The sequence below is a fragment of the Pseudorhodobacter wandonensis genome, from assembly GCF_001202035.1.
Taxonomy (GTDB): domain Bacteria; phylum Pseudomonadota; class Alphaproteobacteria; order Rhodobacterales; family Rhodobacteraceae; genus Pseudorhodobacter; species Pseudorhodobacter wandonensis.
Genome location: NZ_LGHT01000045.1, coordinates 132255 through 146735, shown reverse-complemented (window position 1 = coordinate 146735; position 14481 = coordinate 132255). Strand labels below are relative to the sequence as shown.

Annotated in this window: 19 protein-coding genes; 11 read left to right on the top strand and 8 right to left on the bottom strand. The window is 58.8% G+C overall.

Features of this window, described 5'->3' with window-relative positions:
• Positions 1-4: 4 nt before the first annotated feature.
• Together AKU79_RS18305 and AKU79_RS18300 are read right to left on the bottom strand one after the other, a co-directional pair.
• Positions 5-232 carry a DUF1150 family protein gene (locus AKU79_RS18305; protein ID WP_050525031.1) on the bottom strand — a complete coding sequence of 76 codons (228 nt, stop codon included), beginning with the start codon at positions 230-232 and terminating at the stop codon, positions 5-7.
• Between the two features lie 12 nt (positions 233-244).
• The gene (locus AKU79_RS18300; RefSeq protein ID WP_050525113.1) at positions 245-658 is read right to left on the bottom strand and encodes an Hsp20 family protein; all 414 of its coding nucleotides are present in this window, start codon (positions 656-658) and stop codon (positions 245-247) included.
• Between the two features lie 209 nt (positions 659-867).
• On the opposite strand from AKU79_RS18300, the gene AKU79_RS18295 reads away from it, so the two are divergent.
• The 3 genes from AKU79_RS18295 (at position 868) to AKU79_RS18285 (ending at position 2847) form a co-directional block, all read left to right on the top strand.
• Positions 868-1086, top strand: coding sequence for a YdcH family protein (locus AKU79_RS18295; protein WP_050525030.1), 219 nt, complete (start codon positions 868-870; stop codon positions 1084-1086).
• 206 nt (positions 1087-1292) lie between these two features.
• On the top strand, positions 1293-1778 hold the full coding sequence (gene purE, locus AKU79_RS18290) for a 5-(carboxyamino)imidazole ribonucleotide mutase (RefSeq protein ID WP_050525029.1): 486 nt from the start codon (positions 1293-1295) through the stop codon (positions 1776-1778).
• The gene (locus AKU79_RS18285) at positions 1771-2847 is read left to right on the top strand and encodes a 5-(carboxyamino)imidazole ribonucleotide synthase (RefSeq protein WP_050525028.1); all 1077 of its coding nucleotides are present in this window, start codon (positions 1771-1773) and stop codon (positions 2845-2847) included. Before purE ends, AKU79_RS18285 begins: the two co-directional genes overlap by 8 nt.
• Before the next feature lie 3 nt (positions 2848-2850).
• Here AKU79_RS18285 and AKU79_RS18280 read toward each other — a convergent pair whose 3' ends face one another.
• Both AKU79_RS18280 and AKU79_RS18275 read right to left on the bottom strand, forming a co-directional pair.
• The gene (locus AKU79_RS18280; RefSeq protein ID WP_197087407.1) at positions 2851-3321 is read right to left on the bottom strand and encodes a GNAT family N-acetyltransferase; all 471 of its coding nucleotides are present in this window, start codon (positions 3319-3321) and stop codon (positions 2851-2853) included.
• Positions 3322-3359: 38 nt separating this feature from the next.
• Complete coding sequence (locus AKU79_RS18275; protein ID WP_050525112.1) at positions 3360-3806, bottom strand: NUDIX domain-containing protein; 447 nt, start codon at positions 3804-3806, stop codon at positions 3360-3362.
• A gap of 79 nt (positions 3807-3885) precedes the next feature.
• On the opposite strand from AKU79_RS18275, the gene AKU79_RS18270 reads away from it, so the two are divergent.
• Complete coding sequence (locus tag AKU79_RS18270; RefSeq protein ID WP_050525026.1) at positions 3886-4629, top strand: alpha/beta fold hydrolase; 744 nt, start codon at positions 3886-3888, stop codon at positions 4627-4629.
• On the opposite strand, the gene AKU79_RS18265 is transcribed toward AKU79_RS18270, so the two are convergent.
• The 3 genes from AKU79_RS18265 to AKU79_RS18255 all read right to left on the bottom strand — a co-directional run bounded on the left by AKU79_RS18265 (position 4630) and on the right by AKU79_RS18255 (position 7685).
• A complete protein-coding gene (locus tag AKU79_RS18265) occupies positions 4630-5469 on the bottom strand; it encodes a DMT family transporter (RefSeq protein ID WP_050525025.1) in 840 nt (279 codons plus the stop codon).
• 193 nt (positions 5470-5662) lie between these two features.
• Positions 5663-7312 carry a chaperonin GroEL gene (groL, locus tag AKU79_RS18260; RefSeq protein WP_050525024.1) on the bottom strand — a complete coding sequence of 550 codons (1650 nt, stop codon included), beginning with the start codon at positions 7310-7312 and terminating at the stop codon, positions 5663-5665.
• 85 nt (positions 7313-7397) lie between these two features.
• Entirely contained in the window at positions 7398-7685 is a 288-nt protein-coding gene (locus AKU79_RS18255; RefSeq protein ID WP_050525023.1) for a co-chaperone GroES, read from the bottom strand.
• A gap of 197 nt (positions 7686-7882) precedes the next feature.
• On the opposite strand from AKU79_RS18255, the gene AKU79_RS18250 reads away from it, so the two are divergent.
• The 7 genes from AKU79_RS18250 (at position 7883) to AKU79_RS18220 (ending at position 13861) form a co-directional block, all read left to right on the top strand.
• Positions 7883-8869, top strand: a complete 987-nt coding sequence (locus AKU79_RS18250; protein WP_050525022.1) for a TraB/GumN family protein — start codon at positions 7883-7885, stop codon at positions 8867-8869.
• A 76-nt stretch (positions 8870-8945) separates the two neighbouring features.
• Positions 8946-9866 carry a manganese-dependent inorganic pyrophosphatase gene (locus AKU79_RS18245; RefSeq protein ID WP_050525021.1) on the top strand — a complete coding sequence of 307 codons (921 nt, stop codon included), beginning with the start codon at positions 8946-8948 and terminating at the stop codon, positions 9864-9866.
• 78 nt (positions 9867-9944) lie between these two features.
• On the top strand, positions 9945-10838 hold the full coding sequence (locus tag AKU79_RS18240) for a TIGR01459 family HAD-type hydrolase (protein ID WP_050525020.1): 894 nt from the start codon (positions 9945-9947) through the stop codon (positions 10836-10838).
• Between the two features lie 130 nt (positions 10839-10968).
• The gene (locus tag AKU79_RS18235) at positions 10969-11412 is read left to right on the top strand and encodes a MaoC family dehydratase (protein WP_050525019.1); all 444 of its coding nucleotides are present in this window, start codon (positions 10969-10971) and stop codon (positions 11410-11412) included.
• Positions 11413-11439: 27 nt separating this feature from the next.
• Complete coding sequence (locus AKU79_RS18230) at positions 11440-12366, top strand: bifunctional riboflavin kinase/FAD synthetase (RefSeq protein WP_050525018.1); 927 nt, start codon at positions 11440-11442, stop codon at positions 12364-12366.
• The gene (locus AKU79_RS18225) at positions 12363-12845 is read left to right on the top strand and encodes a YcgN family cysteine cluster protein (protein WP_050525017.1); all 483 of its coding nucleotides are present in this window, start codon (positions 12363-12365) and stop codon (positions 12843-12845) included. The genes AKU79_RS18230 and AKU79_RS18225 overlap by 4 nt, the downstream gene beginning before the upstream one ends.
• Complete coding sequence (locus AKU79_RS18220; RefSeq protein WP_050525016.1) at positions 12845-13861, top strand: threonine aldolase family protein; 1017 nt, start codon at positions 12845-12847, stop codon at positions 13859-13861. Before AKU79_RS18225 ends, AKU79_RS18220 begins: the two co-directional genes overlap by 1 nt.
• Positions 13862-13874: 13 nt before the next feature.
• Here the strand turns inward: AKU79_RS18220 and AKU79_RS18215 are convergent, their stop codons facing one another.
• Positions 13875-14471 (bottom strand): 2-hydroxychromene-2-carboxylate isomerase, encoded by a 597-nt coding sequence (locus AKU79_RS18215; protein ID WP_050525015.1) that lies wholly within the window; start codon positions 14469-14471, stop codon positions 13875-13877.
• Positions 14472-14481: the final 10 nt, after the last annotated feature.

The following is a 14481-nucleotide window of genomic DNA, read 5'->3' as shown; positions in this document are numbered from 1 at the left end:
AATTTTAGTGAACACTCACAGGCGCCAGATCATGGTCGCGCGCCAAATCGAATGCCATCCGCTTGTTGGCAACCAAGGCCAAACGCTCGCCATTGCCGCGATGCACCGCGAAAATCTGGGTCAGGCCCTCGGCTTGATCTTGCAACTCAGACGGCAAATCTGCCACCTCGACCGGGCGCACATAGACAATGCGGTCAGCAGTTTCGGTCATTTTGTCAAAAGGTGTTGTCATAAATCGTACTCCTTACCGACGATCAATAGGAATGGTTTGCACAACGACATCCGGCATGGCGCGACGTAATTCGATGTGCAGTAACCCATGTTCAAGCCCCGCACGCGCAACCTCGACCCCTTCGGCCAAGACGAAAGACCGCTGGAAAGCCCGCGCCGCGATACCCCGATGCAAGAAAAGACGCTCAGACTCATCCTCGGCCTGACGCCCGCGCACCACCAACTGACGATTCTCAACCGTGATGCCCAGATCATCTTCGCGAAATCCGGCCACGGCCAGTGTGATGCGATATTCGTTTTCAGACACAGCCTCGATATTAAACGGGGGGTACCCCTCAGCTGCAGTCTTGGCGGTGCGTTCGACCAGCCGTTCCAGCTGTTCAAAGCCCAAAAGATGGGGATGCGCCCCAAAGCTTAGTTTTGTCATCGACATGTCCTTTTCAAAGCGACAGTTCGGAGTGGCGGGCCCCGTAAGTGAGCACCCTTGTAATGTGAATATGGGGTGCAAAATCGAAGGCTGCAAGTGGCACGCCCCGGTTTGCACCGGCATATCCCACCGTAGTTTTCGCACATTTATTAAACTTCTTCGCTATAGTGCGATTCAAATGGAATAAGCGACTCGGTAACGACACATATATGAACGCCTCAAACGAACTGAAACACGATGATATCATGCGCATTCGGCTGGCGGTTTTGCAGCGCGAACATCGCGATCTGGATGAAGCAATTGTCGCGGTCGAGGCCAGCGTCAACCCGGACCAGTTGATGCTGCGGCGGCTGAAAAAGCAAAAGCTGGCGTTGAAGGAACGGATTGTGAAGATCGAGGATGAGCTGATCCCCGATATTATTGCCTGACGCAGGATAAGGCAGCGGGGGCGCTCGCGCCCCCCTTGGCCTGACGGCCAATTCCCCCCTGAGGATATTTGAGCCGAACAGAAAGCGGATTTGCGCGAATGGATTTCTGTGGTTTGGCTGGGTATTTGGGTGCCATTCCATCTTGCCCCCGCACTTGCCAACGCTATAGTGCCTGCTTTCTGAGGGCCTGAACAAGGAACCGGCTTATGGCTATCGACGTTGGGATCATTATGGGCAGTCAATCGGATTGGCCCACCATGAAAGAAGCCGCCGCGCTGTTGGATGAGCTTGGCATTCCTTATGAGGCGAAAATCGTTTCGGCCCATCGCACCCCTGACAGGCTGTGGTCTTATGGCAAATCGGCCGTTGATCGCGGGCTGAAGGTGATTATCGCAGGCGCAGGTGGGGCGGCGCATTTGCCTGGTATGATGGCCTCCAAAACCCGCATTCCAGTCGTTGGTGTGCCGGTGCAGACCCGTGCGCTTTCGGGGGTTGATAGCCTGTATTCCATTTTGCAGATGCCGCGCGGCTTTCCGGTGGCGACCATGGCAATCGGGTCGGCGGGGGCCGCGAATGCGGCACTGATGGCGGCTGGCATATTGGCGCTGAATGACCCGGCTTTGGCGCAGCGGCTTGATACATGGCGCGATGCGCTGTCGGCCTCTATCCCCGAGGAGCCGAGCGATGACTGAAGTTTTGGCGCTTGGCGCGACGATCGGCATTCTTGGCGGTGGTCAGTTGGGCCGCATGCTTTCGGTTGCGGCAGCGCGGCTGGGCTATAGGACCCATATCTTCGAGCCGGGCGCGAACCCGCCTGCGGCTGATGTTGCGCATGCGGTCGCCACAGCCGGTTATGATGATGCGGCTGCGCTGACGGATTTTGCCTCGGCCGTTGACGTTATTACCTATGAGTTTGAAAACATTCCCACTTCGGCGCTGGATTTGCTGGAATCCTTGCGCCCTATTCGCCCCGGCAGGCGCGCTTTGGCGATCAGTCAGGACCGTATTGCCGAGAAAGATTTTTTGACCGGTTTGGGCCTGACCGTGGCCCCCTATGCCGCTGTGCAAACGGCGGCTGATCTGGATGCGGCGATTGCCAAGATCGGCTGCCCTGCCATTCTGAAAACCACCCGTCTGGGTTATGATGGCAAAGGGCAAGCGCGGATCATGGCGGCAACCGATGCGGCGGCGGCACTTGCGGCGATGAACGGTGCCGATGCGGTGCTTGAAGGGTTTATCGACTTTACACATGAAGTGTCGGTGATTGCAGCCCGCGGCATGGATGGCTCGGTTTCGGCCTATGATCCGGGCGAAAACGTGCATCACAGCGGCATTTTGCACAGCACGACCGTGCCTGCCAAGCTAACGCCAAGCCAGCGTACGGATGCGGTTTTGTTGGCCGCCCGCATTCTGAACGCTTTGGACTATGTTGGCGTGATGGGGGTGGAATTGTTCGTCACCGCACAAGGCCTGATCGTGAATGAAATCGCGCCACGTGTCCACAACTCGGGCCATTGGACGCAAAATGGCTGCACAGTTGATCAGTTCGAACAGCATATTCGCGCAGTTGTGGGCCTGCCTTTGGGGGATGGCACGCGTTTTGCCGATGTGACGATGGAGAACCTGATCGGCGCCGATATGGACCGGGTGCCTGCGATCCTGGCCGAGAAAAACGCCGCCCTGCATCTTTATGGCAAGCCCGAGGCGCGGCCGGGCCGCAAGATGGGCCATGTCAACCGCATCACGCGCGGCATCAGCTAGGGGTTACAGCGCCCGCACCATACGCAGGCGCCGGTGCTGTAGCGGATCATCGGGGGCGGGTTCGAACAGCTTTTCCACCACAAAGCCTTGGCGCTGCCAAAACGCAAAACCGCCCGGGTTTGCCTCTAGCACCGCCACCAACTGCCGCGTGGCCCCGCGTGCCCGCGCCAGTTGCGTAAGCTCTGTCAATATCCTTTGTCCCACCCCCTGCCCCCTTGCCGCAGGGTCCAACAGCAATAGCCCGATATAGGCATCATCCGCATTGGGATAGCCAAAGCCCATATCCGCAATGCCGTATAATTGCCCGTCCGCTTCGGCACCGCGTTTTGCCGATTGCGCGACATCACCCCCCGGCACAACATCAGCAAAGAACGCCTCAACCGTGGCCATGTCGGGCGCATGGCCATATTCAAGCTGGATATAATCGGCTGCACGCTTGCACAAATCGAACACTGCATCGCGATCATTGCACAAATTAATCGGCCGGATAGACATGTTTTCCAACATCAGGCCTATTTTACCAGCAATTCCAACGGGTCATACAGCAGCGAGTCACCCCATGCCGCCTGCACCAAACTATCAGGCTTGAACCGTATGCCTGCCATCTCGCTCTGGCTGAAAAACCGGCGCTCGGTGACGATGCCTTCGGGGTCGCACCAATCGGCATCCAATGCTCCTGCCGCGATGGTACAGCGGAAATACACATCCACCTGATGAAACCCCTGCTCGGGGGCGTGAAACTCGTTCACCAAGGCCGGCGCGCCAACAGCCACAGTCAGGCCGGTCTCCTCGTGCACTTCGCGGATCAGGTTATCGGGCAAGCTGGCACCAAGCTCTACCCCGCCCCCCGGCGCGCACCACAAATCCGAAATGCCGCCACCATAGGCATTAACCAACAACAGCCGATCTTGCTGCAAGATCAGCGCCCGAACGGCCAGACGAGGAGAACGCGTTTTCATTGCCAAAGCCTGCAACTGCCCAACGCAATTGTCCAGCGCCAAGCATTGCAATTCGCACGGCGTAGCCTAGGGTGCAGGCATGAAATTCCTCACCCTTATCGCCCTAATCGCAGCCCCGATACCAAGCCTCGCCAGCCCGGCCGATTGCGTGGTGCTGCTGCACGGGTTGGCCCGCAGCGAAACCTCGCTGTTGCCGATGGAAACCGCGCTCAAGGCGCAAGGGTTCACGGTTATCAACCAAGGCTATCCCTCAACAACCGCGCCCATCGTCACGCTGGTCGAAGAAAACGTCATCCCCGCTGTCGCCGCCTGTGGCCGTGCGCGCACGCATTTTGTCACACATTCCATGGGCGGCATCCTGACCCGCGCCTATCTGGCCCGCTACCGACCCGAAAACATGGGCCGCGTCGTGATGTTGGCGCCGCCCAACCACGGGTCGGAACTGGTTGATATCCTTGGCGACCTATCGCTGTTTCAATGGATCAACGGGCCAGCGGGGGCCGAGCTTGGCACCACCGCGACCTCTACGCCAAACCAGCTACCGCGCCCCGACTACCCGCTGGGTATCATCGCGGGCACGGTCAGCCTTAACCCCGCCGCCGCCCTGATGATCGACGGGCCCGATGATGGCAAAGTCTCGGTCGAAAGCACCAAACTTGATGGAATGACCGCCCATCTGACGCTACCGGTCAGCCATACATTTATGATGCTGAACCCTCAGGTCATCGCGCAAACCATTGTTTTCCTGCGCCAGGGAGCCTTTGCACCCGACCTGCCGCTGGCCTCGGCGGTTCAGATCACTCTCGGCCAAATCAAGCCTTAACTAACTGCGGCGCCCGCCAAAACTCGCCAATCCCACGCCCCCCAATACCACCACCGCCGCCACGCCAAAGCGCCAGGTCAACGGCTCACCCAGCAGCAGCGCACCCGCTACTGCCGCCAAAACCGGCACCGAAAGCTGCGCCACGCCGGCACGCGACGCGCCCAACTGCGGCACAACCGCATACCACAACGCATAGCCCATACCCGACATCACCGCCCCCGAAAGCGCTGCCAACAGCGTCGCCGCCAGTGTCAACGCCGCAAAATCAAGGCGCCACAGCGCCACAATCAGCATCACCGGCACCGCGAGGCAAAAATTCGCGGCCGTCGCCGCCAAAGGGTCACGTGCGCCCCGCCCCGCCAATGAATAAATCCCCCAGCCAATACCCGCCGCCGCCATCAACAACGCAGGCTGCACCGCTACCGCCTGCCCTGCTGGTGAAACCAGCCACACCAAACCGCCAAAGGCCAGCCCGGCCCCCAACCACCGCAGCAAGGGCACGTTTTCCCGCGCCAGAACAGCACCGCCGAACATGGTCACCTGCACCATCCCAAACAGTATCAGCGCACCAATGCCTGCCGCCAAATCCACATAAGCCAAGGAAAACCCGAACAAATACACCAACAAACCAATCACGCCCGGCGCGCGCCCGGCCCAACCCGGCCAAACCGTCCTACCGCGCAGCAACACCAAAAGCGCCAGAACCACCGCCCCCGACAACAGGCGCAACACGGCAAAATCCAACGGGTCCATCCCATATTGCGCTACCGCCATCCGGTTCAAAACCGAATTCGCCGCAAAAGCAGCCATCGCCAGCGCCGTCACCCAAAACAACCGCATTCCCGCTTCCTTGCCTCTGCAGCCCAACACGCCGCCCCAATTTCATCTTGGCACAAATACCTGAAAACACCTGCCCCGCAATCGGCCTCACAAACACTTGCGCGACAACCCATAACGAAAAAGAGCACCCGCAAAGGTGCCCTTTCCCAATTGTCCCGCAGAGGGGGTAGATCATTTCATGCAAAGCATGAAATTACATCATGCCGCCCATACCGCCCATGCCGCCCATGTCTGGCATGCCGCCACCGGCGCCGCCGTCTTTGGATGGCTTGTCAGCGATCATCGCTTCAGTGGTGATCAGCAAGCTTGCAACCGAAGCCGCGTCTTGCAGAGCTGTACGCACAACCTTAGCAGGGTCGATAACACCAAACTTGAACATGTCGCCATATTCGTCGGTCTGGGCGTTATAGCCGAACTTCGGATCGTTGGACTCGCGCACTTTGCCAGCCACAACCGAACCATCAACACCAGCGTTCTGTGCGATCTGGCGCAGCGGTGCTTCCAGTGCTTTGCGAACGATGTTGATGCCGTTGGTCTGGTCAGCGTTTGCGCCTTCCAGGCCCAGCAATGCTTTGCCAGCCTGAACCAGAGCAACACCGCCGCCAACAACAACGCCTTCTTGTACGGCCGCGCGGGTCGCGTTCAGGGCGTCATCAACGCGGTCTTTGCGCTCTTTCACTTCGATTTCCGACATGCCGCCAACGCGGATCACAGCAACACCGCCAGCCAGTTTGGCCACGCGCTCTTGCAGTTTTTCTTTGTCGTAGTCCGAAGTGGTTTCTTCGATCTGGGTGCGGATCTGGGCAACGCGTGCTTCGATCTCGGCCTTTTCGCCAGCGCCATCAACGATGGTGGTGGTGTCTTTGGTGATGGTCACTTTCTTGGCGCGGCCAAGCATGTCCATGCCAACGTTTTCCAGCTTCATGCCGAGGTCATCGGAGATAACCTGACCACCGGTCAAGATCGCGATGTCTTGCAACATGGCTTTACGACGATCGCCGAAACCAGGTGCTTTAACAGCCGCGATTTTCAGGCCGCCGCGCAGTTTGTTCACAACCAAAGTTGCAAGCGCTTCGCCTTCAACATCTTCGGAAATGATCAGCAAAGGCTTTTGCGACTGGATCACTTGCTCCAGCAAAGGCACCATTGGCTGCAACGAAGACAGTTTCTTTTCGTGCAACAGGATCATCACGTCTTCAAGGTCAGCAACCATCTTGTCTGGGTTGGTGACAAAGTATGGGCTCAGGTAACCACGGTCGAACTGCATGCCTTCGACAACTTCGGTTTCTGTTTCCAGACCCTTGTTTTCTTCAACGGTGATAACACCCTCGTTGCCGACTTTCTGCATCGCGTCCGCAATCTGACGGCCGATTTCAGCTTCGCCGTTGGCCGAGATTGTACCAACTTGCGCAACTTCTGCGCTGTCCGAAACCGGACGAGCAGCCGCTTTGATCGCTTCAACAACAGTCGCTGTTGCCAGATCGATGCCGCGCTTCAGGTCCATCGGGTTCATGCCAGCCGCAACCGACTTCAGACCTTCGATGATGATCGCTTGAGCCAACACGGTCGCAGTGGTGGTGCCGTCGCCAGCCTCATCATTGGTACGGGAAGCAACTTCCTTGACCATCTGCGCGCCCATGTTCTCGAACTTGTCCGAAAGTTCGATCTCTTTGGCAACCGAAACACCGTCTTTGGTGATGCGTGGTGCGCCGAAAGATTTTTCGATCACAACGTTGCGGCCTTTCGGGCCCAAAGTTACCTTTACCGCATTGGCAAGGGTGTTCACGCCGCGCAACATACGGTCACGGGCATCGGTATCAAATTTGACGTCCTTAGCAGCCATTTTGCTTGCTCCAGTTTGTCTTGAATTTCAATTGATTAGCGTATCACTTGTAGGGTGCGCTTCAGCGCACCGCCGGTCAAAGGCCTCAGCCGATGATCCCCATGATGTCGCTTTCTTTCATGATCAGAAGTTCTTTGCCTTCCAGCGTCACTTCTGTGCCCGACCATTTGCCGAACAACACGCGGTCGCCAACCTTTACAGCAGGGGCGATCAGCTCGCCGCTGTCTTTGCGTGCGCCCGCGCCTACGGCGATCACTTCGCCTTCGGCAGGTTTTTCTTTTGCGGTGTCGGGGATGATCAGGCCGCCCTTGGTTTTATCTTCGCCTTCGATGCGGCGAACCAACACTCGGTCATGCAGCGGTGTAAATGCCATCTGAGAACACTCCCTTAGGTTCCAGGTTAAAATCGATTAGCACTCAGTCACCCCGAGTGCTAACGACACTTACCTAGGCAGAGTCCCTCAACCTGTCAACACATCGCTGATTAAAAATTTTTCGTCATTTGCAAAGCCCGGCAGCCCATGGCAATTTTGCGCTTCACGCTGTTCCTTTCCCGCACAAGGCCCATCAAATGCTGCGCATTGCCCTCGCCCTTTCATTGCTTTTTGGCGTTTCCGCCGCCCGCGCCCAATGTATGGGCGAAAACCTGATCGACGCGCTACCGCCTGCCGATCAAACCGCCCTGCTCACTGCCGCCCATTCAGCGCCCTTTGCCACCGGCAACCTGTGGCAAGCCACGCGTGGCGATGAAACCCTTTATCTCACTGGCACCTTTCACCTTGATGATCCCCGCCATGACGCGATGATGGAACAGCTTTTGCCGCTTTTGGCCCAATCCAAAACCCTGCTGGTCGAGGCTGGCCCGAAAGAAGAGGCCGAATTGCAAGCAAAGCTCGCCTCTGACCCAACCGGCATGATGGAAATGGCAGGCTCTGGCCTGAAAGAGGCCCTGTCACCCGAGGATTGGCAGGCTCTTACCGCGGCCTTGCTGCAACGCGGCATCCCCTCCTCGCTGGCCGAAAAGCTGCGGCCTTGGTTTGTGTCGATGATGTTGGCCATTCCGCCTTGCGCCTTGCAGATGGCCGCCAAAGGCGGCGGGCTGGATAAGCGCCTCATCGATGCCGCAACCGAACGCGGCATTCCTGTTGCTGCGCTAGAGCCGTTCGACACCGCCCTCGGGCTGTTCGACGGACTGAGCCAAGAGGAAAAACTCTTGATGATCCGCAACGCCCTGCAGGTCGAACAAAACTCCGAGGATTTTCTGACCACCACAGCCGATGCCTTCTTTGCCGGTGAAAGCCGCCTGATCTGGGAATATTCGCGCCGCATCGCCAATGCCCTGCCCGGTGCCACGCCTGCCGCAACCGATGCCGATTTCGCCAAATCCGAAAAGGTGCTGATGGCCGATCGCAATGCCGCATGGATTCCGCATATCGAGGCCGCATTGAAAAACGGCCCCGCCCTTGCTGCCTTTGGCGCGCTGCATCTTTCGGGCGATCAAGGCGTGTTGGCCCTACTTCAGGCGCGCGGTTTCACCATCACCGCACTGGCCAATTAACCCGCGCGGGCCGCGTGACAAACCCGCCGCCCGCGCCTATAAAGCGGCAAATCGAACAGCACACAGGTTTGCAGCAATGACCACACTCGTATTCGGCCACAAATCCCCCGACACCGACAGCACGGGCTCGCCCATCATCTGGGCCTGGTACCTGACCGAGGTTCTCGGCACCCCCGCCAAACCTGTTCTGCTGGGCGAACCCAATACCGAAGCCGCCTTTGTGCTGAAACACTGGGACCTCGCAAAACCCGAAATCATCGCCGATGTTTCGGCCTCCGATACCTGCTGGATCGTCGACACCAACAACCCAGCCGAGCTGCCAGCCTCGATCAATGACGCAAATGTTGTGGGCATTATCGACCACCACCTGCTGGTCGGTGGCATCAAAACCAAAGCGCCGATTGACATCACAATCCGCCCTCTGGCCTGCACCGCCACCATCATGCATGACCTGATCGGTGATGCGCTGTCACGTGCACCGCGTGCCATCAAAGGCGCGATGCTGTCGTGCATCATCTCGGACACGCTGCAATTCCGCAGCCCGACCACCACGCCACATGACCGCGCTGTGGCCGAAAATCTGGCAGCCGATCTGGGTGTCGCTATCCCCGAGCTTGCAGACGCACTTTTCGCTGCAAAATCTGATGTTTCGGCCTTTTCCGATGCCGAACTGCTGCGCATGGACAGCAAGGAATACACCGTCGCGGGCAAGGATTTGCGCGTCTCGGTTCTGGAAACCACAGCCCCCGCCGTTGTGCTTGACCGCAAAGCCAGCCTGATGGCCTCGATGAGCACTGTCGCCGCCGAGGATGGCGCCGATCAGGTGTTGCTGTTCGTGGTCGATATCATCAAGGAAGAGGCGACCCTGCTGGTGCCCAACGACCTTGTAAAACAAATGGCCGAGGCGTCCTTTGGCGTCACCGTCACCGGCGATACGGTCGTTCTGCCCGGCGTGATGAGCCGCAAAAAGCAAATCATCCCCGCGCTGAAACTCTAAGCCATCCGCACCTTTGGTTTTTCGGCGAAGACCCTGATTTTTCGCCGAAAATCACCTCCCCCCGATACTGGACCCAATATGCCCCAAATCCTGACCAGCTTTGCTGAAATCGCCCCCAAATATCGCGCCCTGTTTTGCGATCTTTGGGGCTGCGTGCATGACGGCGTAAAGCCATTTCCGGCGGCCGTAGCAGCTTTGCAGGCGTTTCGCGCCCAAGGCGGTGTTGTTATCCTCGTATCAAACGCCCCCCGCCCGAAACCCAGCGTTTTGCAGCAACTTGACCGTATCGGCGTGCCCCGCGATGCCTATGATGAGGTGATAACCTCGGGCGACGCCACGCAATATGCCTATCTCTCGGGTGCGGTCGGAACTCGCGTGCACCACATCGGCCCTATGCCCAAAGATCAGGCCTTCTTTGATGAATTCGCCGATCCTGCACTGGCAAAAATGGCCGCCGCAAACCCGATCGAGCGCGTTCCCCTTGATCAGGCGACAGGTATCATCTGCACCGGTCCCAACGCGGAATTTGATGAAACCCCTGATGACTATCGCCCCGCGTTCCTCTATGCCAAAACCAACGGCCTGAAGATGCTTTGCGCCAACCCTGATATCGTCGTCGATTTCGGTGACAAACGCATCTATTGCGCTGGCGCTTTGGCCCAGCTTTATGAGGAAATGGGCGGCGAGGTGCTGTATTTCGGCAAACCCCACCCCCCTATCTATGACCTCGCACGCCGCCGCCTAACGGCCTTGGCCGGCGAAACCTTGGATGCCGACATCCTTTGCGTCGGCGATGGCATCAACACAGATGTGCTTGGCGCCATGCAAGAAAACCTCGACAGCCTGTTCCTGACCGAGGGGCTGTGCGTCGGCCAATTCGGCCCTGCCGACAATCTGGATGCCGCCGCTCTGGATGCCTGGCTTGCCACCGAACAGCGCAATCCGACCTATGTCATGGGCATCCTGCGCTAGTCCTACACGCAAGATTGTTGCAAATAAAGTAGTGCAATCGAAAATAAATTACCAACACGATTGCGCTGCACTGCGGCATTTGCTATGTTTTCCCGGTGATGCCTAATTGGGACAACATAGGGATTCGGTCATGCTTGATAATCAACCACGCGGAACCATCTGCATCGAAGATATTGAAATCGGCATGTCCCGCCATCTCTATAAAACCGTCACCGACCGCGACATCGAACTGTTTGCCGAGGTTTCGACCGACCGGAACCCCGTGCATCTGGATGATGCCTATGCCCAAGACACGATATTTGAAGGCCGCATCGCGCATGGAATGCTGACCGCCGGCCTGATTTCAGCGGTGATCGGCGAGCAACTTCCCGGCCATGGTGCGGTCTATCTGGGCCAAAGCCTGAAATTTATGGCCCCCGTCCGCCCCGGTGATCGCGTCTATGCCGAGGTGAAAGTCACTGCGATAGATATCGGTCGCCGCCGTGTTACCCTTGAAACCCATTGCACAGTGGGCGATACCGTGGTGCTAAAGGGCGAAGCACTGGTTTTGGCGCCAAGCCGCAAGTTTGATTGACATCGGGCATCGCCCGTAAGGACGGGCATGCAGGTTTATCAACATTGGCAAGGGATTTCCCCCGAACACCGCGGCGCATCCGTTGCGATGGGCAATTTTGACGGCGTTCACCTTGGCCACCAACACGTCATCTCGCTTGCAGCACAGCATGGCCCCTTGGGAATTGTGACGTTTGAACCCCACCCCCGCAGCTATTTCGCCCCGCACTCCGCCCCGTTTCGCCTGATGAATGCCGAGGCCCGCGCCAACCGCTTGGCCAAACTGGGCGTCCAAACCCTGTTCGAGCTGCCTTTTGACGCCACCCTCGCCAGCCTGTCACCGCAAGCCTTCGTGACGCAGGTTCTGGCCGATGGCCTTGGTGTGTCGCATGTCACCGTCGGCGCCGATTTCTGCTTTGGCCAAGGCCGCAAAGGCACCGCCGCCGATTTGAAAACCCTATGTGCCGAACAGGGCATCACGGTCCATCTTGCCGATCTTGTGCAGGTGGATAACACCGATATTTCCTCAACCCGCATCCGGCAGGCCTTGTCAGACGGCGACACCAGAACCGCCAGCCAAATGCTGGGCCATTGGCACCGCATCGATGGCGCGGTGATCCATGGCGAAAAGCGCGGGCGGCAACTGGGCTTTCCCACCGCCAATATGGATGTGACCGGCCTGCACCTGCCCCGAAATGGCGTTTACGCCGTTTATGCCGATGTGCTGACCGGCCCGCAAAAAGGCCATTACCTTGGCGCCGCCAACCTTGGCACCCGCCCGATGTTTGGCGAAAACCGCCCCAACCTTGAAACCTTTCTCTTTGATTTCAAAGGCGATCTTTATGGCCAGCACTTGTCCATCGCCTTTGTCGAATGGCTGCGTGGCGAGGAAAAGTTCGACAGCCTTGATGCCCTAGTCACCCAAATGCACGCCGATTGCGACCGCGCGCGCAACATTCTGCAGGCTGTAAAATGACCGAAAAACTGCCCCCTATCGCCGCCGCCACCGGCCTGCGCCCGCGCTATTGGGAAACTGTGCCGCTGAAAAAGATGTCAGGCGCAGAATGGGAGGCGCTGTGCGATGGCTGCGGCAAATGCTGCCTGAACAAGATCGAATATGAAGACAATGGCGAGGTTGCCTTTACCCGCGTCGCCTGCCGCCTGCTTGATGGCGATAGCTGCCGCTGCTCCAACTACGCGACCCGCCACAAATATGTGCCGGAATGCGTGCAGCTTACCCCCAAAAAGCTGGAACAAATCGCCTATTGGTTGCCCACCACCTGCGCCTATCGTTTGGTCCATGAAGGCAAACCCTTGGCCGATTGGCACCCCCTCATTTCCGGCGATCCGGAATCGGTGCACCTCGCAGATGCCTCTGTGCGCGGCTGGACCGTGCCGGAATCGCAGGTGGATGAGGAAGACTGGGAAAACTATATCATAGCGGAGCGTCCCTGATGTTTTTCGCCTCAGACAACGGCGCGCCCATCCCGCAGCCGATCATGGATGCCCTGACCCGCGCCAACACCGGCCAAACCCTGTCTTACGGGGCCGATGCACCGATGGCCCACTTGCGCAGCCAAATCCGCGACGTATTTGACGCGCCCGAGGCCGAGGTTCACCTTGTCACCACCGGCACCGCCGCCAATGCGCTGGCGCTGGCGCTTTACACCCCGCCTTTCGGCGCCGTTCTCTGCCACCGCCGCGCCCATATCGCCGAGGATGAATGCGGCGCGCCCGAGTTTTTCAGCGGCGGCGCCAAGCTGCTTTTGGCCGAAGGCGCGCATGGCAAAATGACGCCCGATACGCTGGCAGCCGCCTTGGCGCAAACCGACGGCTCGGTGCATTCGGTGCAGCCCTCAACCCTGTCCCTGACCAACGTGACCGAGGCCGGCACCACCTATTCGGTTGCCGAAACCACCGCCCTGACCGCGCTTGCCAAGTCGGCGGGCCTTGCCACGCATCTGGATGGCGCCCGCTTTGCCAACGCGCTGGCCGCCACCAACGCCAGCCCCGCCGATCTGACGTGGCGCGCAGGTGTTGATGTGCTGACGCTGGGTGGCACCAAAAACGGTCTCTTGGGGGCCGAGGCGATTGTCCTCTTTGATCCCGCCAAGTCATGGGAGCTGGAGCTGCGCCGCAAACGCGCGGGCCACCTCACCTCAAAAATGCGCTATGTCGCGGCACAGCTTGGGGCATGGTTTGAAAACGGCTATTGGCTGGAATTGGCCCGCCATTCCAACGCGATGGCCGCCCGCCTTGCCACAGGTCTAGGCGCGATTGACGGCGCAGAGCTGCTGCATCCGGTGCAGGCCAATATCGCCTTTGCCCGCCTGCCCGCTGCCGCCCATGCCCGCGCCAAAGCGGCTGGGGCGGTTTATTACGACATGGGCGACGGATTGTGCCGCCTTGTCACCGCATGGTGCACCACAGCGCAAGAGGTTGACGCGCTGCTAGACGCCTTTCGCGGCTAACAGCGCCCGCGCCTTACAGCTTGCCTGCCAGATACAGATCCAGGTCCTCTAGCCGGTCCTGGCCCCAAAACTTCTCGTCGCCAACCACATAGAACGGCGCACCGAACACCCCGCGCGAAACGGCCTCTTCCAGATTGGCGGCATAGGTCTCGGCCCCTGCCAACATCCCGCGATCGGCAAGCCCCGCATCAAACCCTGCCGCCGTCAGCGCCGCGCGGATCACCTCATCCTCGGCGATGTTCTTTTCTTCCGCCCAGCAGGCCCGCGTGATGGCATGGACCAAACCGCCCAAATCCCCACCACCCGCCGCCTGTGCCGCAATAATGGCATAGGATGACGGCGCGGGGTTGGTAGGGAAAAACATCGGCGCAGGGGTCATCGGCATCGCCAGTTTGGCCGCCTGCCGCCGCATTTCCTGCACGCGATAGGCCTTGCGGCTTTCATGCCGGTCCTTTGGCGCCTGCCCGCCGGTGCGGCCAAACAGCGCCACCACATCCAACGGCTTATACGCAATGCTTGCCCCATGCCTTGCGGCGATTTCTTCCAGCCGTGTGCCCGCCAAATAAGTGAACGGGGAAATAGTGGCAAAGTAGTAATCAATATGGGTCATTTTAGCGCCT

What these genes read in the sequence shown, in the direction of transcription:
- AKU79_RS18265 (WP_050525025.1), bottom strand. Translation starts at nt 5,469, where the DNA reads ATGCGGTTGTTTTGGGTGACGGCGCTGGCGATGGCTGCTTTTGCGGCG.
- AKU79_RS18215 (WP_050525015.1), bottom strand. Translation starts at nt 14,471, where the DNA reads ATGACCCATATTGATTACTACTTTGCCACTATTTCCCCGTTCACTTAT.
- AKU79_RS18295 (WP_050525030.1), top strand. Translation starts at nt 868, where the DNA reads ATGAACGCCTCAAACGAACTGAAACACGATGATATCATGCGCATTCGG.
- AKU79_RS18220 (WP_050525016.1), top strand. Translation starts at nt 12,845, where the DNA reads ATGTTTTTCGCCTCAGACAACGGCGCGCCCATCCCGCAGCCGATCATG.
- AKU79_RS18235 (WP_050525019.1), top strand. Translation starts at nt 10,969, where the DNA reads ATGCTTGATAATCAACCACGCGGAACCATCTGCATCGAAGATATTGAA.
- AKU79_RS18270 (WP_050525026.1), top strand. Translation starts at nt 3,886, where the DNA reads ATGAAATTCCTCACCCTTATCGCCCTAATCGCAGCCCCGATACCAAGC.
- AKU79_RS18255 (WP_050525023.1), bottom strand. Translation starts at nt 7,685, where the DNA reads ATGGCATTTACACCGCTGCATGACCGAGTGTTGGTTCGCCGCATCGAA.
- groL (WP_050525024.1), bottom strand. Translation starts at nt 7,312, where the DNA reads ATGGCTGCTAAGGACGTCAAATTTGATACCGATGCCCGTGACCGTATG.
- AKU79_RS18275 (WP_050525112.1), bottom strand. Translation starts at nt 3,806, where the DNA reads ATGAAAACGCGTTCTCCTCGTCTGGCCGTTCGGGCGCTGATCTTGCAG.
- AKU79_RS18225 (WP_050525017.1), top strand. Translation starts at nt 12,363, where the DNA reads ATGACCGAAAAACTGCCCCCTATCGCCGCCGCCACCGGCCTGCGCCCG.
- AKU79_RS18230 (WP_050525018.1), top strand. Translation starts at nt 11,440, where the DNA reads ATGCAGGTTTATCAACATTGGCAAGGGATTTCCCCCGAACACCGCGGC.
- AKU79_RS18285 (WP_050525028.1), top strand. Translation starts at nt 1,771, where the DNA reads ATGACTGAAGTTTTGGCGCTTGGCGCGACGATCGGCATTCTTGGCGGT.
- AKU79_RS18300 (WP_050525113.1), bottom strand. Translation starts at nt 658, where the DNA reads ATGACAAAACTAAGCTTTGGGGCGCATCCCCATCTTTTGGGCTTTGAA.
- AKU79_RS18245 (WP_050525021.1), top strand. Translation starts at nt 8,946, where the DNA reads ATGACCACACTCGTATTCGGCCACAAATCCCCCGACACCGACAGCACG.
- purE (WP_050525029.1), top strand. Translation starts at nt 1,293, where the DNA reads ATGGCTATCGACGTTGGGATCATTATGGGCAGTCAATCGGATTGGCCC.
- AKU79_RS18240 (WP_050525020.1), top strand. Translation starts at nt 9,945, where the DNA reads ATGCCCCAAATCCTGACCAGCTTTGCTGAAATCGCCCCCAAATATCGC.
- AKU79_RS18250 (WP_050525022.1), top strand. Translation starts at nt 7,883, where the DNA reads ATGCTGCGCATTGCCCTCGCCCTTTCATTGCTTTTTGGCGTTTCCGCC.
- AKU79_RS18305 (WP_050525031.1), bottom strand. Translation starts at nt 232, where the DNA reads ATGACAACACCTTTTGACAAAATGACCGAAACTGCTGACCGCATTGTC.